The organism is Flammeovirga sp. OC4, assembly GCF_000812565.1.
Taxonomy (GTDB): Bacteria; Bacteroidota; Bacteroidia; order Cytophagales; family Flammeovirgaceae; genus Flammeovirga.
On record NZ_JTAM01000002.1, the window covers coordinates 68,098 to 90,479 of the forward strand.

Annotated in this window: 14 protein-coding genes; 10 read left to right on the forward strand and 4 right to left on the reverse strand. The window is 34.7% G+C overall.

What is annotated here, in order from left to right; all coding sequences use genetic code 11:
- Positions 1 to 47: 47 nt before the first annotated feature.
- The 7 genes from PL77_RS01960 to PL77_RS30120 all read left to right on the forward strand — a co-directional run bounded on the left by PL77_RS01960 (position 48) and on the right by PL77_RS30120 (position 15,868).
- Complete coding sequence (locus PL77_RS01960) at positions 48 to 905, forward strand: rhomboid family intramembrane serine protease (RefSeq protein WP_253273951.1); 858 nt, start codon at positions 48 to 50, stop codon at positions 903 to 905.
- Positions 906 to 1,114: 209 nt separating this feature from the next.
- Positions 1,115 to 2,032, forward strand: coding sequence for a rhomboid family intramembrane serine protease (locus tag PL77_RS01965; RefSeq protein ID WP_044201162.1), 918 nt, complete (start codon positions 1,115 to 1,117; stop codon positions 2,030 to 2,032).
- A gap of 271 nt (positions 2,033 to 2,303) precedes the next feature.
- On the forward strand, positions 2,304 to 3,761 hold the full coding sequence (gatB, locus tag PL77_RS01970; RefSeq protein WP_044201165.1) for an Asp-tRNA(Asn)/Glu-tRNA(Gln) amidotransferase subunit GatB: 1,458 nt from the start codon (positions 2,304 to 2,306) through the stop codon (positions 3,759 to 3,761).
- Positions 3,762 to 3,950: 189 nt separating this feature from the next.
- The gene (locus PL77_RS01975; RefSeq protein ID WP_052444099.1) at positions 3,951 to 5,048 is read left to right on the forward strand and encodes a TlpA disulfide reductase family protein; all 1,098 of its coding nucleotides are present in this window, start codon (positions 3,951 to 3,953) and stop codon (positions 5,046 to 5,048) included.
- A gap of 367 nt (positions 5,049 to 5,415) precedes the next feature.
- Positions 5,416 to 6,960: a M28 family peptidase gene (locus tag PL77_RS01980; protein WP_044201166.1), complete on the forward strand. Its 1,545-nt coding sequence runs from the start codon at positions 5,416 to 5,418 to the stop codon at positions 6,958 to 6,960.
- A gap of 916 nt (positions 6,961 to 7,876) precedes the next feature.
- Positions 7,877 to 8,182 (forward strand): hypothetical protein, encoded by a 306-nt coding sequence (locus PL77_RS01985; protein WP_156152211.1) that lies wholly within the window; start codon positions 7,877 to 7,879, stop codon positions 8,180 to 8,182.
- Positions 8,183 to 8,554: 372 nt separating this feature from the next.
- Positions 8,555 to 15,868: a fibronectin type III domain-containing protein gene (locus tag PL77_RS30120; RefSeq protein WP_052444100.1), complete on the forward strand. Its 7,314-nt coding sequence runs from the start codon at positions 8,555 to 8,557 to the stop codon at positions 15,866 to 15,868.
- A gap of 62 nt (positions 15,869 to 15,930) precedes the next feature.
- Here the strand turns inward: PL77_RS30120 and PL77_RS02000 are convergent, their stop codons facing one another.
- A complete protein-coding gene (locus PL77_RS02000) occupies positions 15,931 to 16,815 on the reverse strand; it encodes an SIR2 family protein (RefSeq protein WP_044201169.1) in 885 nt (294 codons plus the stop codon).
- 302 nt (positions 16,816 to 17,117) lie between these two features.
- Between PL77_RS02000 and PL77_RS02005 the strand changes: the two genes are divergently transcribed.
- Positions 17,118 to 17,867: a ThiF family adenylyltransferase gene (locus PL77_RS02005; RefSeq protein ID WP_082026356.1), complete on the forward strand. Its 750-nt coding sequence runs from the start codon at positions 17,118 to 17,120 to the stop codon at positions 17,865 to 17,867.
- A gap of 9 nt (positions 17,868 to 17,876) precedes the next feature.
- Here the strand turns inward: PL77_RS02005 and PL77_RS02010 are convergent, their stop codons facing one another.
- Positions 17,877 to 18,803, reverse strand: coding sequence for a M90 family metallopeptidase (locus PL77_RS02010; RefSeq protein WP_044201172.1), 927 nt, complete (start codon positions 18,801 to 18,803; stop codon positions 17,877 to 17,879).
- A 235-nt stretch (positions 18,804 to 19,038) separates the two neighbouring features.
- On the opposite strand from PL77_RS02010, the gene PL77_RS02015 reads away from it, so the two are divergent.
- Positions 19,039 to 19,455 (forward strand): hypothetical protein, encoded by a 417-nt coding sequence (locus PL77_RS02015; RefSeq protein WP_156152212.1) that lies wholly within the window; start codon positions 19,039 to 19,041, stop codon positions 19,453 to 19,455.
- A 117-nt stretch (positions 19,456 to 19,572) separates the two neighbouring features.
- Here PL77_RS02015 and PL77_RS02020 read toward each other — a convergent pair whose 3' ends face one another.
- Positions 19,573 to 20,451: a pirin family protein gene (locus PL77_RS02020; RefSeq protein WP_082026357.1), complete on the reverse strand. Its 879-nt coding sequence runs from the start codon at positions 20,449 to 20,451 to the stop codon at positions 19,573 to 19,575.
- A gap of 92 nt (positions 20,452 to 20,543) precedes the next feature.
- On the reverse strand, positions 20,544 to 21,332 hold the full coding sequence (locus PL77_RS02025) for a helix-turn-helix domain-containing protein (protein WP_216595869.1): 789 nt from the start codon (positions 21,330 to 21,332) through the stop codon (positions 20,544 to 20,546).
- A 233-nt stretch (positions 21,333 to 21,565) separates the two neighbouring features.
- Here PL77_RS02025 and PL77_RS02030 point away from each other — a divergent pair, with 233 nt between their 5' ends.
- Positions 21,566 to 22,276, forward strand: a complete 711-nt coding sequence (locus tag PL77_RS02030; RefSeq protein ID WP_044201176.1) for a Crp/Fnr family transcriptional regulator — start codon at positions 21,566 to 21,568, stop codon at positions 22,274 to 22,276.
- Positions 22,277 to 22,382: the final 106 nt, after the last annotated feature.

Below are 22,382 nucleotides of genomic sequence, written 5' to 3' on the forward strand. Positions count from 1 at the left end.
TAAATATGGGACAGAACTTAACACCTTATGTTAAAATACTCCTGATTATGAATTTAGTAATTTTTGCATTGCCGTTTTTGGGAAGCATATTACCAAATTTATCACCAGGGTATATCGAAGCTTTTATTTTTGATTCATTAGCCTATCATCACCCTTGGTCTGAGAAATTCCAAATATTTCAACCTGTCACATATATGTTTGTGCATAGTGGTTTTGGGCATTTGTTTTCCAATATGTTTGCTCTTTTTATTTTTGGGCCAATGTTGGAAAATGTTCTTGGTTCTAAGCGTTTTCTAGCACTTTATTTCTTTACAGGAATCTTTGGAGGAGCATTATATGGTTTAGTCAACTTTTATGAGGTTTATAATATAGAACTATTAGGGGCTGAATATATGTTGAATCAGACTCCAGAGAATTTTTATAATTTTGTTTCTAATGTGCCTGACTATCAGTTGTTCCAAGGAGAAGGAGTACTTAGTATATTGAAGTATGGAAATCAAAATTACTTACCGTATGTTAGTTCTGTAGGGAATGTGTCATTGTATGATTTTGCTGAGAATACATTTTTCTCTGCTCCGGCAAATACAGATTATAAACAAATGGGAGATTTGATTGTGAAATTTTTCCATGATAGAAAAATCAACACTCCAATGATGGGTGCTTCAGGAGCAATTTTTGGTATTCTTTTCACATTTGCCTTTTTGTTCCCTAATCTAAAATTGATGCTTTTATTCCCTCCTATTCCAATCAGAGCAAAGTACTTGGTAGGAGCATATATATTGTATGAAACGTATGAACTTTTGAATCAAAATCCAGCTGACAATGTAGCGCATTTAGCCCATTTGGGAGGTGCTTTGTTTGCCTATATTTTGATGAAAAAATGGAAATACCAAAGCTATCAATAGTGGCATATCAATGATAAAATAACCATAGGTGAAGTACTTGTAAAAGAGGACTTCATCTATCTAATATAAAAATGTAAAAAGGGATGAATAATTGGGAACATTTTTAAAAGTAAGGGATTTTCCGTAAATTAAAATACCTAATACTTAAACCTTTGTGATTAAAGTAGGTTTTCTAATTATCACCCATTAAACCTTTATTTTAACTTCTTATGAATGGCTTTATCTCCGATTTAAAGTATACATGGAACAAACCTGGAAGTGGGCTACTTCGACTGATTATCGTTAATGTTGTCGTATATGTTTTTATGAGCTTATTGATGCTTGTATTTAAACTATCAGGTTTACATGGTATTTATGATCAATATATATTTAGCAATGTAGCCTTACCACCTTATATCTATGACGCTGTCGTGAAGCCTTGGACGTTGATCACGTACTTCTTTATGCACAGTATGAGTGACTTCTTTCATATCCTTTTCAATATGTTAATCATGTATTGGTTTGGGATAATATTCACGGAGTTTTTAGGGGATAAGAAGTTAGTTGCTCTTTATTTTCTTGGCGGTATTGCCGGTGGCCTAGCCTATTTATTAATGTACAATGTGGTTCCTTATTACAGAGGTCACATGGAAATGGTCAGCGGATTGATTGGTGCCTCAGCTTGTGTATATGCAATTGTAGTAGGTGCCGCAACGATTGCCCCTGATTATAGAATAAACCTTTTGTTTGTAGGTCCTGTAAAAATCAAATATTTAGCTGCAGTTTATATCTTCTTGTCATTGATTCAATCAGCAGGAAGTAATGCAGGAGGGGAGATTGCTCATTTAGGTGGTGCTTTGATGGGATTTTCTTATGTCTCTCTATTAAAAAGGGGAACAGACCTTGGTAAGCCGTTGTATGCTATGACCAATTTCTTTACCAACTTAATTAAGTCTGATAGAAAGTTGAAAGTGGTTCATAGATCAAAAGGCAAGGCAACCAATAAAACACAAACTACTAAAACAACTAATCAGCCTACACAAGACAGTGTAGATGAGATTCTTGATAAAATTTCAGAAAGAGGGTACGAAGGCTTGACACAAGAAGAAAAAGAAATTCTTTTCAAGGCAAGTCAACGTAAACACTAAAAATAATTTGTGAATAGGTAAAATGAGGAGTATAATTTTATCATTCTGTATAGTGTAATTCCCTTTATTTTATTAATATTGTAATGAAATAGCTTAAAAGTCATTTTTTCTTAAAAGAATGACTTTTTTGTTTGTGAAAATTAAAAAGTAACAATCGAGCACAATTGAAAGTGTAGTATTATAAACAGCAGAATAACCAGGCATTGATAACCTATTATTTTTTGAACTGCTCTACACTGACTACCAACGCTTTGAAATAAATACATAGCATATGGATAAGGCAATTTTAGACAAATATGAACTTGTAGTAGGATTGGAAGTTCATTCACAATTACAGACTAAAAGTAAAATTTTTGCTTCAGACCCAACAACCTACGGTCAGGATCCTAATGTTAATGTCAGTACAATTACTCTTGCATTGCCAGGTACATTACCCAAAGTGAATAAATCTGTTGTGGAATATTCTATTAAAATGGGATTGGCATGTCATTGTAAAATTTCAGAATATCAATTCTTCGATAGAAAAAACTATTTCTATCCAGATTTACCAAAAGGATATCAAACAACTCAAGATAAAACACCAATCTGTATTGGTGGCCATGTAGATGTAGTGACTAAAGCAGGTGATAAATTTACAGTGGTCTTAAACCGTATTCATATGGAAGAAGACGCTGGAAAATCAACACACTTAGAGGGGTCACCTGATACTTTGGTGGATTTGAACAGAGCAGGAGTGCCATTGATGGAAATCGTGACAGAACCTTGTATTCATGATTCAGCTGTAGCAGCAGCCTTTGTAGGTGAAATCCGTAAGATTGTTCGCTACTTAGAAGTATCTGATGGTAATATGGAAGAGGGTTCATTACGTTGTGACGCCAATGTTTCTGTACGTTTGAAAGGCGATACTAAGTTGGGGCAAAAATGTGAGATCAAGAACATGAACTCCATGCGTAACATTCAGAGAGCAATCGACTATGAAATGCAACGTCAGATTGGCATGATTGAGAAAGGAGAGGAGATCATTTCAGAAACAAGGACATTTAATGTTGAGACTGGTAAAACTTATGGTATGAGAACCAAAGAGACATTAAATGATTATAGATATTTCCCATGCCCAGATTTACCTCCAATGATTGTTAAACCTGAATGGGTGGAGAAAATCAAGCAAGAAATGCCAAGCCTACCTTATGAGTTGGTAGAGAAGTTCATTGCAGAATATAAGCTTTCAGAAGCAGATGCCTATCAACTGACTGAAACAAGAGAGACGGCTTCTTACTTTGAAGCTTTATGTAATGCTACTAAAAACTTCAAGTCGGCTGCGAATTGGATGAACGGTCCATTGAAATCGATGGTAAATGAGAGTGGTACTTCTTATGCAGAATTACCTGTTCAACCTGCTCAAGTGGCTGAAATTATTGGATTGGTAGATGATAAAAAAGTAAGTCATGCAGCAGCAACACAACAATTATTGAAAGCAGTGGCGGAGCGTGAAGGAAGCAAGCCTGAGGAAGTAGCTAAAGAGTTGGACTTGATTCAAGATAGTGGAGACGACTTCTTGGTACCATTAATTGAGCAAGCAATTGCGAAATTCCCGGATAAAGCGAAAGCGTACAAAAAAGGAAAGAAAAACCTTTTGGGATTATTTATGGGAGAGGTGATGAAGTTGGCAAAAGGTAAAGCTGATCCTCAAAAAACAAATCAATTGCTAAGAGAAGCATTGGAAAAATAAAGATCTGTGTATATTGCATAAGGAAGTAGTACATCAAACCTGATGGAATACTTAGAAAGCACCTTGTTTTGGATTGAACAAGGTGCTTTCTCAGTAAAATATTTATTTTATTTATGCTTTGAAGAAGGTGGGTAAAGTAGACATTATTACTGCATAATAAAGAACATAGCAACTTGTAAACGTATAATTGTGAAGACATTACACAACATTTTTTTTCTATTACTTGCTTTTATAGTAGTAAGTTGTGGTGGGGCTAAAGAAGAAAAAAGAACATACCCTGCTTCCGTAACAATTTCAGGTACCCTTGAAGGACAATCAGAAGGAACAAAAATCATATTATATACTATTCAAAGTGTTGGAGGTAAGAAAAATGTAGCCGAAGCAACGACAGATGCTAAAGGGGCTTTTGCATTAAAATATACCGTGCCTAAGATTGGTTTATATACTTTGAATATTGGAAATCAAGCAGAAGAACTTGTAGTACTTGAAACAAAGGATTTAAAAGTGGAGAACAATGGAGAATTCTTCAAAATAACAGGTTCTAAAGAAAATGATCAACTAAATGAATTGAAAGACATGTATGATTCATTTTCTGAAAAAGGAAATGAATTACAGCAAGAGTATGCTACTTCTGAGCACAAAGAAGCAGTCTTGGAAAAGTTCAAGAAGTTACAAGATGAGCAGAAAGAAGCAGTAAAAGCAATGCTTAAAAAATTGGATGGAGCTTATGTTACTTTAGTCGCTCTAAACTTTATTCAAGATAAAGAAAGTAGCTTTGAGGTAATTGCTGAAACAATAGAGAAGTTAGAAACAAAGTTTCCTCAAGATAGCCTAGTGATGGAAGTAGCAAAAAGCTACAACGCTTTAAAGTCTACGATGGTAGGTTCTGAAGCAATGCCTATTGCCTTAGCGAGTCCAAAAGGAGAAACGATTGCTTTAGAATCTTTCAGAGGAAAATATGTAATGATTGATTTCTGGGCATCATGGTGTAGACCTTGTCGTATGGAAAATCCAAATGTTTTGAAAGCTTATTCAAAGTATAAAGAAAAAGGTTTTGAAGTATATGGAGTATCTATCGATAGAGATGCAGAAGCTTGGAAGAAGGCTATTGAGCAAGATCACATTTCTTGGACACAAGTGTTGGATGAAGATGGTTCTGTAGCAACACAATATGGAGTGGAAGGAATTCCATTTACTTTATTGTTGGATAAAGAGGGTAAGATCATTGCTAAAAACCTAAGAGGTGATGCTTTAGAGAAAAAGCTTGAAGAACTTCTAGGAAAATAAGAAATATCATGACTGAGTAAATTCAGTTCTAATTTATAAACCCCAAAAATGTTGTTATGACTTTTTTTGGGTTTATAATTTTTAAGCCTATTTTCGAAATGAACTATATAAGCAGTTGCACATTTAAAATTGGGATACGTTGGATTATTATTTTTTAGTCTAATCAAGGCAGAATAGAAGAGCATAGCCGAAGCTACGTGATGATATTCTAACGAAGAGTAGGCTAAAAAAGACAATCCAAAACTTCCGATTTTAATTGTACAACTGCTTAAACACGTATGATTAAAACTTAAATCCAACTAACTGTAATTAGATAATAAGCTTCTTCATCGTGAAAAAATTAAAATAAATTAAAGCGAAACTATTTATGAATTTCAAACTAAATATCATTGCCAACCTATTGGCTCTATTCAGCCCCTGCTTTTTATTTGCTCAAAATGTTACTTTATCTACCACTGCTTCAGAAATGAATAGTGTGTTAGGTTATTTATCAAAAGATGCTTTAGAGAAGCATACCAAAGTATTGGCAAGTGATGACATGAAAGGTCGTAATATGCTGGAAGGAGGACATAAACTAGCAGCTGCCTATATCAAATCTTTTTATAATCTTAATAATATTCCAAAGTATAATGAGGAACGAACTCTTCAATTTCCAACTTTTGTCCCTCAATACACAAAGTTTAAAGTGTATAATCAGAATGCAATTTTGACAAAGGATCACTTTGACTTACTTCCATTTCACAGTGTTGATCTAAATGGAGATATAGAAATTTTGTATGTAGATAAAATTGATTTTAAGAATCTATACAGAAGGTATACTAGAGATAAAGGAGTCATATTTCATCATTATGACCCTTTTGATAAAATGAATACAGTGAAAATAGAAGATATAAATGCAAAAGTTTTTTTCTCAATCAAGGACAATGAACACAATTTAAATCGTAAAGACTTTAGGTCAATCAGTAAACAACTACCAATTGCTTATTTAAGAAAATCGGAATATGAAAAATGGATTGCTAAAAACGATGATTCTTCTTCTGAGTGGGTCGGTGTAAATTGGAATACAATTCTTTCTTTATTTTCAGAGGAACAACAGGAAATGATTAGTAAGTACAATATGCTTAAGAAGAAAGAACAAAGGCAACTAAAAACCGAAATACATATAGAATCAAAATATGAAGTTTTGGAATATGAAAATGAGCATATCCTAGGGTTTATTGAGGGGACTGATTTAAAAGATGAAATAATATTGGTGAATGCAAACTATGATGGAATTGGAATTCAAAAAGGTGTAATTTATAATGGAGCAAATGCAAACGCTACAGCAACTGCTGCAGTGATGGAATTAGCATTGGCATTTCAAAAAGCAAAAGAAGCAGGTTATTCACCTCGAAGGTCTATACTTTTTGTAAACTTTACCGTCAATGAGGTTTTACCAATAGGGGAGTTTTTCTTCTGTGAGTATTCTGGCTTGCCAATCGATAATATTGTAGCCAATATTACTTTTAAGCAATTGGGGAGAAAACATAAAGAGGTAGAAGATGAGAACTATTGTTATTTGCTTGGTACACAACTACACTCTTCAAAGTATGAGAAGATCATTCTTGAAACGGCGAATACCTATGAGAAGGACCTGAAAATCTATACCAAAACTTCGAGCAGTACCTATTATGATAATAATCGAGTTTCTAATGCTTTAGTGTTTAGAAATATACCAACTACTGTTCTAACAGATTATTGTCAAGAAGATTTATATGCCCCCACAGACGATGTTGATAGAGTTAACTTTGACTTAGTCTATAAAAGAACAAAACTAGGAATGAAATTAATATGGGAAATGGCTAATCGTTCGGATACTTTAGAAAAAGATCTATTTGTACCGAATAAGCATTACCCTGAATATTATTGGTAATAAAAAGTATTTAGTAAAAGGAGAGTTGTATAAAGTGTTCATGTAATGATTGGGCATACTGTTTAATACATTGTAAACTAAGTTTTCGAATATTTATGATTTTTAGAAATCAGGAGATTTCTGTTGATCTGTAGGACACGAATGCCGCTAAAGCTTAACATTCGCGCCAGTGGACATTCTGTTTGACAGTACTTTCCCTTCAAGGCCGGGGGTGTTACTATTAAATGGTTGCCTGATTACATGTCAAAAGACTAAGGTTTTATACTCATCTTCTAAAAGCAGTTCTGTAGGGTCGTTGCAATGCAACGACCTCACGAACCACAATACACTACCATTTCTCCTTCACAAAAGGAATTGTATGAATTGACGAAAACTTAGTTTACAATTCATTTAATACACTGTAAACTAAGTTTTCGTTATTTATATTGTTTAGAAATCAGGAGATTTCTGATGATCTGAAGGACACGAATGACGCTGACGCTTAACATTCGCGCCATTGAGTTTTCTACCATTTTAGTTGGGTAGTTTTCCCTCTGGCATTGAAGGGAAAAGCGTTAAGAATTTCATGAAGTGAGCCGTTAAAAATGATTTTCTTGTTTGAGCTTTAGCGAGTTTAAAATCATTTAGGCGAGAGAAATGGAATTTAGCTTTTGACTTCTAAGCCTAGATTTTTTGCTTTGTTTTTCATCAATGGAAAAATGAAGAAGAAAGAAGCTTTAAAGTAGAGCCTATAAATACTTGAAGAAAGGTCGATTAAAAGTTGACGATAATTTAGTTTACAATATATTTAATAGTCAGTAAATCAAGTAGTAGTAAGTAATTTGCCTAAAATTGAATGATGGGTAATCTTCTATCTGAAATAGATTCGTTTTTCGGGAGATTTACAGTATTAATAAAAATTATAACGCTCTCTGATATGAAAAATTATTCTAATGTATATTTGTCGTTAACTGAGGATAACAAATTTTCCGTTGAAAAAGTTCAATGGATAGAAAAAATTAAAAAGTTATATAAAGTTTGTGTCAATTATGTTGAAAGTGAATTGATTCCGTCAGTTGACAGCATTAAAAATGTTCAAAAAAAATATACACCTTTATATCCATCTACATTAGAAACAGACGTTCCAGTTGTTGTTTCAAACATTCTTGCCATTCCGTTAGAATTACATTATAAGAAAAGTAAAAAGGATAATAAAGAGGAGAATTTAGATTATTCCGGTTAGATAAAATCCTTTATAATAAAAATGATAAGAGGTAGTAAAATTCTCAAAAATTAAACTATAGGTATAGCAATTTATCAATGTTAGGAGAAATGAAGTCTTTATATTACTTTCTAAAGTTATACTGTTAATAGACTACTTTCTGAAAGGCATATTTACTATATTCATATAAACCTAATAAATGAGGAAAAAATGATTTACCCGTTAAACCAATTTCTAAATATATAATTTCTATTTACAGCTATTCATTGTTGTAGTCTCAATCGCTTTATTCTGTAACACTGCACCTTTGAATGCTATTTATTGTAAGATCACTCTTTAGACCTAATTTTATTTAGAGTGATTGCTATCTAATGCAATACCCCATTATCACTCATGAAACCACTTACTATTTCAGTATTTTTTAATCAAAAAATACTGTCCATTATCGCTACATTCCTTTTCTTAAGTTTCCCCATATTTGGACAAGGAGTTATTGAAGATATCACAGGAGAAGAGCCTGTCTATCACAAGTTCAAAAGATTAAAAGATGACCCTATTGCTCGACAACAGTTTGAGCATTTGATGTTGGAAAATCCAATCACACATGAAATTCCAGCCAATATCTTTGAACAGGAAAAAGCTTTTATTCAGAATATTCACTTTCAAAATGCAAAGCGCTTAAGGCTGTTTTCTACTACTACACCAGCTATAAAATGGCACAAAAGGGGCCCTTTTAATGTAGGAGGAAGAACAAGAGCCTTGGCTATTGATAGAACTAACGAGAATATCATTTTAGCCGGTGGCGTTTCAGGTGGATTGTGGAGGTCTATTGATGGGGGTAGTAGTTGGACGAAGGTAACTGCTCCAACAGACCGTCAAAGTATCACATGTATTACCCAAGATCCAAGACCTCATTTCTCCAATGTTTGGTATTATGGTTCAGGAGAAGTATATGGTAATTCGGCATCAGCAGGAGGAGCAGCTTACAGAGGTAATGGTATTTATAAATCAATTGATGGAGGTGTTTCTTGGACTTCTCTTGAAGGAACTACTTTTGATCCTACCGTTTCCGGAGGTGATTTTCAATACATGTCAAGTATCGTAGTACAAGAAGATGGGGGCATTTATGTAGCTCACCAAGGAGGTGTTTCTAAATCTTTTGATGATGGCAATACCTGGATCAAAGTATTGGAAAATCAAAGCTCGCTTTACACTGAAATAGTCTCTAATGGATCAGGTCAATTATTTGCTACAATTTCTAATTATGGTTATTTCACATCAGCTGATGGCGAAAACTGGACAGACATCACCCCTTCGCAAGTTGCATCTATTTCATTAAGTAGAACAGTATTATCTGCAGCACCTTCCAATCCTGATGTAGTATACTTTTTTGCACATACTCCAGGAAAGGGAACCAATGCACATATGTTATTGAAGTATACTCTTTCGACTAATACATGGGAGGACCGTACTGCCAATTTACCAGCTTACGGAGGGTATGTAGGTAACCTTTCTCAAGGAAGTTATAATCAATATATCAAGGTTAAACCAAACAATGAGGATGTAGTTTTTATAGGAAGTACTAACCTTTATAGATCTACGAATGGTTTTACGGATACTTCTGAAACCTCATGGATTGGAGGATATTCGCCAGCGAACAATGTAAGCCAATATGAAAATCATCACCCAGACAATCATGCGATGGTTTTCCTTCCTTCTAACTCGGATATCGTGATTACAAGCCATGATGGTGGGGTATCAAAATCCAAAAATATAATGGCAGAAGCAGTAGAGTGGGAGTGTCTTAATAATGGCTACTACACCACTCAGGCTTATGCGATTGCCATAGATGAAGAAACAACAGGAGATGCAAGAATATTGGCAGGCTTTCAAGATAATGGAAAGTGGTATACAGATGCTTCAGCAACAGACGCTGATTGGATAGAAGAGTATGCAGGTGGTGATGGTTGTTACGTTGCTATTGTGCCAGGAGAACACATCCGATATACAAGTACTCAAAACGGTAAAATTTTAAGATTTAAAGGAGATAATCCATCACAACCTACAGACTATGATGGTATACAGCCGACGAAAGCATCAGGACAATTATTTGTTCATCCTTACATCCTTGATCCCAATGACAGTGATGTGATGTATTATCCGGCTAAAAAGTCGTTATGGTTTAATTTGTCTCTATCAAGTATCAACTCAGGCTATACTTTTAATGGTACTTCTAAAGGTTGGGATACTTATTCAAATGTGGCAACATCAGGAACTATTACAGCCGTTGCAGCATCGAAGAGCCCTGAAAATATTGTCGTTGTAGGGACGGGTAATGGCCAAATTTATAGAGTCAACGATTCTAGGTCTAAATCTTCAAGTGTTGATCATTTAACCGCCAATAAAAACTTACCGAAGGCTTATGTTTCTTGCGTGGCAGTGAATCCAAAAGATGCTGACCATATTGTAGTGATTTTTTCTAATTATCAGACAAAAAGTATTTATCAAACAAAAGATGGAGGTACTACATGGGAGCATGTGTCTGGTAATTTGGAAGAAAATGAGGATGGATCAGGGGCAGGGCCTTCAGTACGTTGGGCAGAGTTTCATCAGCCAACAGATGGAGAAGAAGGTCTGTTTGTAGGGACGAGTGTAGGACTTTATTATTCACCGCTCTCAAGCATCTCTGAAAATACACATTGGATGCAACAAGGCGAGAAGGAAATTGGTGATGGAGTGGTGACAATGATCAAAACTAGAGAAGATGGTTTGGTGGTTGTAGCAACACACTCAAATGGTATTTATTCAGCTTACTATGGAGTGGATTCAATGCCTCCGTTAGTAAAAACAACAATTGAGGAACGTACTTATTCGTTGGGTGAGATCGTTGAAGCAATTGATCTCAATGATATTTTTGAATCACAAAATCAGAATAATTTAGTCTATGAAGTGATCACTTCTGATACGAGCGTGATCAAAACATCTATTTCAAATGACACTTTATACATTGCAACCAATGTAGCAACAGGAACTGCTAAAGTAACACTCATTGCTTATGAGGGAGAACTTTCCTCTAAGGTGAAATTTGATGCAAAAGTAGAGAATATAGTTCCCGCATTATATGCTCAAACTAATCAATCAGGTGAAATCTATCGATCGCAATATTTTACGGATTTTGGGAAGCCAGTTTATTTAGCGGAAGATATTTTAGTACCTGACGGTAAAAATTGGATCATTTCGAAAATAAAAGCCTATGGACAAAGCACGGGAGCTGATGTGCCAGTAATCGAGGTATTTATTTATGAAGATAATAATGGACAACCATCTGAAAATATCATTTATAGTTCAGGTCAAGTTCCGATATCAAGTTATGATGATGGAGCGATCACTCATAACCTGTCAATGCCAGTAGAATTGACTCCAGGGACATACTGGGTTTCTGTTGCAGCAGTGATGTCGTATAGAACTGAAGGGAGTTGGTTTTGGAGAGGAACAGGTGCTAAAGAGACCAATGGAGGCTCTTTTTACTTGATCGATCCAGACAATTTATTCGGTAGAGGGTATACCTCTTGGACACATCCTACAACATTTGCAGCAGAAGATACCAACCTAGCTTTTGAGGTTTTTGGAGCAACTACTGGAAGTAATTCTATTGAAGAAGTTGAGGTTTTAAATGCTTCTTTATTGCCAGATGAGAACATTGAAATTGATTGGGAGAGTGTGAACCATATTTCTGGCTATAGTATTGAAAGAGCACAAAATATGGAAGGTCCTTTTCTACAAATTGCAAAAGTGGCCTCTGATAAAGTGAGTTGGGTAGATAAATCTCCGAAAACTGACGACTCTACTTATTATTACAAAGTAAAAGGATTTAGTGCAGAAGGAAGTGCAAGTAATTCACCTATCGCATCAGCTACAATTAAAGACATTCCTGATCCAGTTGAAAATCTTACAGTAGAACTCCAAAATAGAACGAGGTATTTATCGCTTTCATGGGAGGATAATAGTGAAACAGAAGAGGGTTTTTATATAGAGTACTCATTAAATCCTGATAAAGGTTTTGTTCCATTAGCGATTGTCGATAGAAATACGACAAGCTATGAATTTACCAATAATACTTTAGGGTCTATTCGGTATTCATTTAGAGTAACAGCTTTTAATGGAAGTGGAAAATCGACCCCAGTTACTGCATCTATCTTTACCCGTTTAGAGGCTCCTGTAGAGGTAGAATATAAGGAGTTGACATCAAGTTCTTTACAATTTACATGGAAAGATGTTTCGGCTTTGGAAACAGGTTTTCTAATAGAATATTCTACAGATTATGGTAATACATTCCGTCATTCTTTCGTAACGGACGTGAATCAACAATCTTTTCTGATTGAAGGATTAACCAAAGGTTTTACATATTATTTTAGAATCCGTACAATCAATGGACTATTAGATGGAAGTTTAAATAGCGAATTTCTATTGTTTGTACATACGATGAGTAATAGTTCGAAACCAAAAGCTGTAGAAGAAATCAATGTGAGTCCATCTGACAGTTCTATTGTATTGTCATGGAAAGATGATATTGAGAATGAGTTGGGTTTTGAGGTTCTTAGAAGAGAAGTGGGTGAAGAAGATTATTCATTAGCTGCATCGTTGGAATACAATGATACTACTTTTGTGGATTTGGAAGTAGAGAAAGGTAAAATGTACGAGTATGTGATCAAGAGTTATAACTCTTTGGGTAATTCGATCAGTAATGCTGTAAAAGCTCAAATTCCGATAGCAGCTCCATTACTTACTACCCTCACAAAAGTCGAACAAGGACATTTAATTGAATGGGAGGATCTTTCTGATCTGGAAGAACAATATGTAGTCTACCGTCAGGAAAAGGAAGGTGAGTTTGAGGTGTTAGCTGTATTGGATTCTTCAACAGTTAGTTATGTCGATTCCCTTTTTGAATTAAATACAATATATAGTTATAAAGTAGCAGCGGAAAAAAATGGAGTCTATTATACTTCAGAAACTAAAACGATTTCTACAGTGCCACCTGTTCCAGTGGGGTTATTCAATTTTGTATTAGATACAGCAACACAACATACATTGACTATTTCATGGGAAGACACTCATGCAGATGAGCATGGCTACATGATTTATAGACAATCAGCCACTGAATTAGAATCGCAATTGGTAGCAGTCGTAGAGGCAGATGTAAATGTATTTAGAGATAGCCTTCTATCTGAAAATACCACATATACTTATAGCATTGTATCTTATATTTTTGATATCTATGGTACTAGTTTGGAATTGGAGGCCACAACGTTGGAAAGAATTATTCCTTTACCAGCAGTTCCCTATAACTTAGATTTAAATTTTGATTCTTTAGATAATTCATTGCGTTTAACATGGAGTGATTCATCGGAAATTATTGATGGTTATGAGGTATTTAGAAGAGAGACTAATGATACGACACAGACATTAATTGCATCTTTAAATGCAGGTGAATTTCAAATTATTGATAGAGAATTTAATATATACCAAGATTATAGCTATAGTGTAATAGGGTATAATGAAAGAGGTCGTTCACCTTCAGGAATCATCAATTTTGTAGGACACGAAATCCCAAAACCAATAGCTGAGGAAGAAGAACCTGATGAAGATAATTCTTCAGATGAAGACCCTGCAGGTGAAGAGGAGGACGAAGATTCCGACGATGACGCTAGTTCCGATGAAGACCCAATAAGCGGAGATAATGAAGAGGAGGATACTGATGAAAGCGATTCTGATTCTGAAGATGCTAGTTCTGATGAAGATCCAATAAGCGGTGATGAAGAGGAAGATACTGATGAAGGTGATTCTGATTCCGACGATGATGCTAGTTCTGATGAAGACCCAATAAGTGGAGATAATGAAGAGGAAGATACTGATGAAGGCGATTCTGATTCTGAAGATGCTAGTTCTGATGAAGACCCAATAAATGGGGATGATGAAGAGGAGGATACTGATGAAGGCGATTCTGATTCCGATGATGACGCTAGTTCTGATGAAGATCCAATAAGCGGTGATGAAGAGGAAGATACTGATGAAGGTGATTCTGATTCTGAAGATGACGCTAGTTCTGATGAAGATCCAATAAGCGGTGATGAAGAGGACGATACTGATGAAGGTGATTCTGATTCTGAAGATGACGCTAGTTCTGATGAAGATCCAATAAGCGGTGATGAAGAGGAAGATACTGATGAAGGTGATTCTGATTCTGAAGATGACGCTAGTTCTGATGAAGATCCAATAAGTGGTGATGAAGAGGAAGATACTGATGAAGGTGATTCTGACTCCGATGATGATGCAAGTTCCGATGAAGACCCAATAAGTGGGGATGATGAAGAGGAAGATACTGATGAAGATGACTCTGATTCCGACGATGATGCTAGTTCCGATGAAGATCCAATAAGCGGTGATGAAGAGGAAGATACTGATGAAGATGACTCTGATTCCGACGATGATGCTAGTTCTGATGAAGATCCAATAAGCGGCGGTGATGAAGAGGAAGATACTGATGAAGGTGATTCTGATTCCGATGATGACGCTAGTTCCGATGAAGACCCAATAAGTGGTGGTGATGAAGAGGACGATACCGATGAAGGTGATTCTGACTCCGATGATGACGCTAGTTCCGATGAAGATCCAATAAGCGGCGGTGATGAAGAGGAAGATACTGATGAAGGTGATTCTGATTCCGATGATGACGCTAGTTCTGATGAAGATCCAATAAGCGGCGGTGATGAAGAGGAAGATACTGATGAAGGTGATTCTGATTCCGATGATGACGCTAGTTCTGATGAAGATCCAATAAGCGGCGGTGATGAAGAGGAAGATACTGATGAAGGTGATTCTGATTCCGATGATGACGCTAGTTCTGATGAAGATCCAATAAGCGGCGGTGATGAAGAGGACGATACTGATGAAGGTGATTCTGATTCTGAAGATGATGCTAGTTCCGATGAAGATCCAATAAGCGGTGGTGATGAAGAGGACAATACTGATGAAGGTGATTCTGATTCTGAAGATGATACTAGTTCTGATGAAGATCCAATAAGCGGCGGTGATGAAGAGGAAGATTCTGATGAAGGTGATGCTGATTCAGACCCAGATGGAGAAAATCAATCTGAGCAAGACAGTGTAATAGTTCAAGCACCATCTCAAATCAGTGCAACAATGGTTGATGATTATTTAAGAATATCATGGACGGATAATTCTCAAAATGAAGAAGGTTTCCATATTTGCTATTTTGATTCATCTTCTAATAAAAAAGTACTGATAGGTACCACGAATGAAAATACAAATGTATTCAGAGATCGAAGACAGTTTGCAGAAGGAAAACACACTTATTACATCAGTGCTTTCACGGCAGTAAAATCAAGTGATGAAGTCAAGTTTGAATATACGCATGAGTCCACTTCTATTTTGAGCACTTTTGTAGAGCAACTAGACGTTAAGATTTACCCTAACCCAAGTAACGGAATCTTTGCGGTGGATTTAGATAATAGTTGGTCACATGGAGTAGAGGTAAACGTATTCAGTTCAAGTGGTAGAAAAGTATACCAAGGTTCATTCAATAGTAATCATATACAATTGAACATCTCCCACCTTTATTCTGGACAGTACATTGTTCAGTTTTCAGACGGAGAAAAGAGTATAAGAAAATCGATAATAAAGCGATAGTAAGTAGTGATTTGAGGGTCAGGTACTAGTAACCTGATCCTCTTTTTTTTATGACCGGAACACTAGATTTGATCAAGAATGCGATGGTAGTGTTCTTCCCAATTATGATCAATGACAGGAACTTTGATCACAGTTACTTTGAATGATTGAAGTAATTCTTCCTTTTCTTTTGATATTGAGCTATCAGTATAAAAATAGATGTTATTTTTGATGAGTTTTTTTCTACCATTATACATTGTTCGAGCTCTCTTGTTAAGAACCCACCAAAGGTCTGTTTCACTGTAATCCATGGATAACCCCACAATATGAATATCAGTAGTAAAAAATAATTCTATCCATGAGTATCCATCAAATTTTTTTTCATTGACTTTTTTGAATAGTGATTGTACTCTAATTTTTTGTTTATGCTGAATGAACTCGTAAGTGCCTTTCAAGTAACCATCCAATTTGCCAATAGTACCGCAGTAATGATCTAAGCCCAACATGATTGAACTGGGCTTGTTGATCTCGCCATGGATATTCCAGATCTTGGCTACTTCTTTATTATTTTTTAAGATAGAAGTATTTCTTCTGATGTTATAAGCTTCTTCAGTACTATTATTTTTGATTTCAAATGTATCATCCAAGCATTTTATAAAAGCATAATCATAATTGGTAGTCATGTAGTTTTTGCACCCTAATTCAAATAGTTTTTTGTAAAAAGGATTGGTAGGGATTTCTCTAAAATTGATAGCAATTTTATCCTTAATATTTTTCTCTGCTAAATGAGCACTTTTTAAGTCTACTTTGTCCTTTTCTAAAACAATTCTTTCAAAAATCAACGTGTTGGGTAAATTTCCATTTTCAAAAATTCGAGCTTCTTTCAGTTCTTCCAAAAGACTATTCCAGTTTAGAGCATTTTGAGAAAGAAGATTGATGCCGTTTCCGAATAAAATTGTTTTTTCCATGAAATTGAATTTGTTGTCGCTTCGTCTACTTTTAGTTGAAATAACTTCCGGTCTCAAAGTTAAGTACTAGTGTAGATATAAATAGATTTTCTCTTTTCTTTTTTGATCATTCTTTATGTTTGAGTTTAAGATTTGATTGTCGAAAAATGGATTTTAGACTATAAGAACTATTTTTAGTGGTGTCACTTATCTAAAAAATTATTTAAGTTATAATGAAATTGACAAGCTGTCGGTGATATACAAATACAGGATAATCTATTAATTTAAGATAACTTTTCAATAACAACCTCTTCAATACCATTATGATGAACTTTAACAGAAACCTTTTTTTTATTTCAACTGAGCTTCAACAAACACTCAGCAACACTACCGTTTTACTTTGTGGTGTAGGAATGGGTAGTGTCGTTGCAGAAAACCTAGTTAGAACAGGGGTAGGAAATCTCATCATTGCTGATGGAGATACTATTGAAAATAGTAACCTGAACCGACAAAATTTTACGTTAGCTGAAGTAGGGGAGATGAAAGTTACGGCTTTAGAAAGGAGGCTGAAATCTATTAACCCAACTATTAATCTGAAGGTTATTCCTGCTTTTTTGGATGAAAAAATGTTAGAAGAGTGGATACCCAATGCCGATTTTGTAATCAATTCGATCGATTTTGATTCTCCCATCTTTCTGTCTTGCCATCAAATAGCCAAGAAGTATGAAAAAATTGAGTTGTTTCCAATTAACTTGGGATTTGGAGGTGGACTAATTGTGAACAATAAAAATACACCGGAATGGGGATCATTTTACAAAACAGAAAACGCTTTAGCTTTAAAAGGGGTGTTATTAAATCACATTTGCCAAAGTACTGAGCTAAGTAATTTTTCAATACAAAAGTTTGAAGAATACAAAACAGCTCCACCAGAACATGACCCTCAATTACATAATGCATCCATTGTTTGCTCTTCTTTGGTATTATCTTCTATCATTTCTCTTTTAAAAGGGGAAAAAGTAAAAGTTTTCCCAGAGACCATTGTCTTTGATCCTTTACTACTTATAGGTAATTAGGAGAAGAAATTATTCCTCGTATTTTCCATGGCACTTTTTATATTTTTTACCACTACCGCATGGGCAGGGATCATTACGTCCAATCTCTTTTTCTTCCACCAAATTATTCAAATAGTTTCGTTCCTGTTCTGCCATATCTTGGTTGAATATCTTTTCCAATGCATTATAAAGTTCAGGATGCTTCTTTTCTAGAAGTTGTGGTCTTTCGAAAAAATATTCAGATGTTACGGTGATAAACTCTTGTACTTTTGTTGCTCCATATTCATCAATACTCGATTCTTTATTAATGATCTTTTCGGTTTCCTCTTGCATCAATTTCATCCATGGAATCGAATAACTTTTTTGGAGTAGTACTTCAGGAATACCATCGGTTTTACCGTCAGCCATGTCTATCAGGTGAACAAACTCATGAATACCCACATTTTTTTTGTCATTATCATTTCTAAACCCTTCTCTCAAGGCACCCTTTGATAACAGCATTTTATTTTTCAATTTCCCTTCTCCAACCATTCCTAATACATGTCCATCTGTAAACTGTTGTCCAAATTCGGTGTCATTGAGATCGGATTCCAAAATAATGACTTCATTAAGGTTGGGGTACTCCCAATTTGGATAACCAAAAATTGGAATAATAGCACTACTCGCAACTAATAGCCGATCAAGATCTTCAATTTCTGTGGCTACAGGGGTGATCGTTATGGTATCGAGAAATCTTAATATTCTCTGTTCAAATTCTTCTTTTTTAGGATCTGGAATTTCATTGTAGAAAGTGACATTTTCCCTTAATATGACCTTCCATTCCTTCTTGAAAGGTCTTTTTTTGAGGCGAAGTTTTCGGTTGTTTTCTTTCTTTTTAGCATTCGAAATCAAAAGGTAAATAAGGCCGCCGATGATACTGAAACTAAGTAATGTTAGTATAATAGTTGTTGAATTCATAAGTGATAAAAATAAGCTCTATTATTTTAGCTTTGAAAAGTAGCTTTATTTTGGGGAAAAACAAAAGGTGTTAGAAATGTCAAAATAGTACAAAAAAGAATCATTCGTTGAAAAAAAAGGACTGTTGGTTTAAAAAGTAATTATCGGTGAGTACTTTTTTTCAATTTCCCCTTTCTATTAGTATAAGCAAATAGATGCTTATGATAATTCAAATAAAATTTCAACGTATAAAAAAATGAATTTAAAATTACCATTATCGATCATTTTTATGTTTCTGCTTTCTCAAGTATATGCACAGGAAGAGACTCAAAGGCAAAAACTAACAGCAGAAGAAAGGGCTGTAGAAATACTAGGTAAACTAGAAGAGAAAATAGAATTGGATGATCAGCAGCGAAAGAGTGTTTACGATATTCATGTTGATTTTTTCAACGATGTACATGAAGTCATGAAACAAAAAGATCGTGAAAAAATGGAAGAGCTAGTGGAGGCTCGAAATCAAAAAGTACAAGAAGTTTTAGAGAAAAAACAGTACAGAAAATACCTTACTGTCATGCAAGAAAATAGACCTCAAAGACAAGGAGGCCCTGGTGGAAGAGGCGGAATGAGAGGTGGCGGAAGAGGAGGCATGATGGGCGGCGGCCCAGGTATGTGATAGTAAAGTTATAATACAACCTTGTCAATCAAAGTAGTAATATGAAATTAATCTGATTGAACAGTAAACCCACTTCTCGATTGAAAAGTGGGTTTCTTTATCTTATGAAATTGAAGATTACACTTCCATGGGAACTTCCATCAATAATAATTTAGAACCTTTTTCAGCTTTGATATTTAATTTGTCAATGTTCCAAACTCCAAATCCATCTCGTTTCTTTAATTCTTGTCCATCAACGGTTACTTTTCCTTCTAAAACAAAAAGATAAGCCCCATTGTCAGACGCGTTAAAATTATAAGAGAAATCTGTATCCTGGTCAAAATCTCCTAGATTAAACCAAGCATTTTGATGAATCCATACCCCAGCATCTTCTTTATTAGGAGAAAGCACTTGGTTCAGTTGATTTGGTTTAGAAATATCACTAATAGAAATTTGATCGTAACGTGGTTCTACCGATTTTTTATTAGGGAAAACCCATATCTGTAAAAACTCTACATTTCTATCTGTGTTTTTATTGTATTCGCTATGGTAGATTCCTGTTCCGGCACTCATCACTTGTATATCCCCCTCCTTAATAACGGCTTTATTTCCCATGCTATCTTTATGTTCCAAATCACCAGAAAGAGGGATAGAGATAATTTCCATATTGTCATGAGGGTGGGTTCCAAAACCTTTACCTTCTGCCACAGTATCATCATTCAAAACCCTTAAAGCACCAAAATGTACTCTTTCAGGGTTGTAATAATTTGCAAAACTAAAAGTATGATGAGAGTTTAACCATCCGTGATTGGCGTGTCCTCTTGTGTCGGCTTTATGTAATACAGTATTCATAGTTTTATTTTCTTCGTTTGGTAAATGATTAAATCCAACTTGTTCCATCAATTTGTCATAATCAGAGTTTTTAAGTCTCACATTAGATGCTTTGACCATTGAAGGAATAACAGTGCTCGCAGCAGCAGCTTTTAAAGAAGTGGAAATAAACTTTTTTCTGTCCATGACTTTTTTTGATTTTGATGTATTACAAAGGACGGAAGAATATCAAAGGCAGGGAATATGAGAAAAAGTGAAAAACTTATGAAAATCCGAGATTAGGCGTTTTTTCTAAATTGAGAAGGTGAAACACCGACGCATTTTTTAAAGAATGCACTAAAATTCGCTGGTTCTGAAAAACCTAATTCGTGTCCGATTTCTTTATTACTTAGTGCACTGAAATAGATCATTCTTTTAGCCGCAATGATAATTCTACTTTGAATATGTTCCTTGGCCGACTTTCCGCTGTTTTGTTTTACCACCTTATTGAGGTGATCAGGACTGATATGTAAAAGTTCAGCATAGAAGTTGGTATGATGGTTTGTTTTATAGTGTTGATTAATTAGTTGCTTGAATTTCCTAAAAATAGTATTTACCGTATTAATATCATCTTGAGGAAGAGAACAAACATTATTACAAAGTATTAAAACCAGTTTTAATAATGCACCAATCGCCTCTTGTTTATAGGACATTTCAGCATGAAAAATAGTATACATTTCTCTCAGGTATTTCTGAATTGTAATAAAATCACTTTCGTTAGGTTCTAATGGAGGAGTTTCACTAAAATCATTGAAAAGGTTGAGATCTTCTATAAATGTAAGGGGAATATTATTGAGTAGTAAAAAGTCGTAAGAAAAGACAACAGCAAAACCAAAAGACTTCTCCTCTTCAATAATTTGATGGACTTGCCCAGGGGAGATAAAATAGATCTGCTGTCCTGATAAGGGATAGGACCTAAAGTCAACTTTATGTTCTCCTTTTGCTTTTTCTGTAAAAACTAATGTAAAAAAATCATGGCGGTGTGGATCGTCTTTTTTTCCGTTTCGCTTTTCATAAATTTCTTCCATTTTTGAAATGCCAAAACTCAGCTTTTTATCCCTTTTATTAACGTTTTTGTATGTTTTTACAGATTCCATCAGCTCTAAACTTTTACCTTTAACTGAAGTTATGATATTAATGTTTATAAAAAAACATTAGAGATCTATTGGTAGAGAGATTGACCTTTTTGTATATTGTAATTTACTTTTTACAATAAAATTACGTAGATTTACTTAAACTTAAACGGAAAAACTACTCACAAATGAATTCTAGCATCGACTGTAAAAGCTGTCATAATGATCAGTGCCTAATTAAAAAAAATTGTCTTACAGAAGAGGCGATTCCTTATTTAGAGCAGAAATTAATGGTGAGAGCCAAAAAAAATCAACCTTTTATTTTAGAAGGAGCTCCAGTACATGGTTTATATTTTATCTATAAAGGTAAAGTGAAAGTAGCCAAAACAGGTATTAATGGAAAAGAACAAATTGTGAGGTTATGTCAGGATGGTGAAATCATTGGACATAGAGGTTTTGGTGTTGGACAATTTTACCATATTAGTGCTGTAGCAATTGAGGATATAATGCTGTGTAATTTCTCTAATGAAGTAATTAATAGCATGTTGCAAAAAGTACCTCAGTTATCTTATAATATGATGCTTTTTTATGCTGAAGAACTAAACAGAAGTGAGAATAAAGTACGTAAGATTGCCCAAATGACCGTACGTGAAAAAGTGATTGATGCAATTTTATATATGAATAGAAAATTTGGTCAGACGAATTCACTTTTAAATATTCAATTATCAAGAAAAGAAATTGCAGATTTTGCAGGTACGACTGATGAACAAGTGATTAGAGTGATTTCATCCCTTAAGAAAGAAGGTATTTTAATCGCACAAGGTAAGCGCTTGGGAATTGTTAAACTTGATAAATTGAAGAATGAAATCAAAGAACATAACTTCTTTCTAGATAGCTGAACTTTAGTGTATTAGATTGGTTTTGTTTTTTATTTGACCTCAATTGTTGCTTTTTTATCTTAAAATGTGTTTACTTTAAAGTGTGTACAATCATTTTTTTAGTATA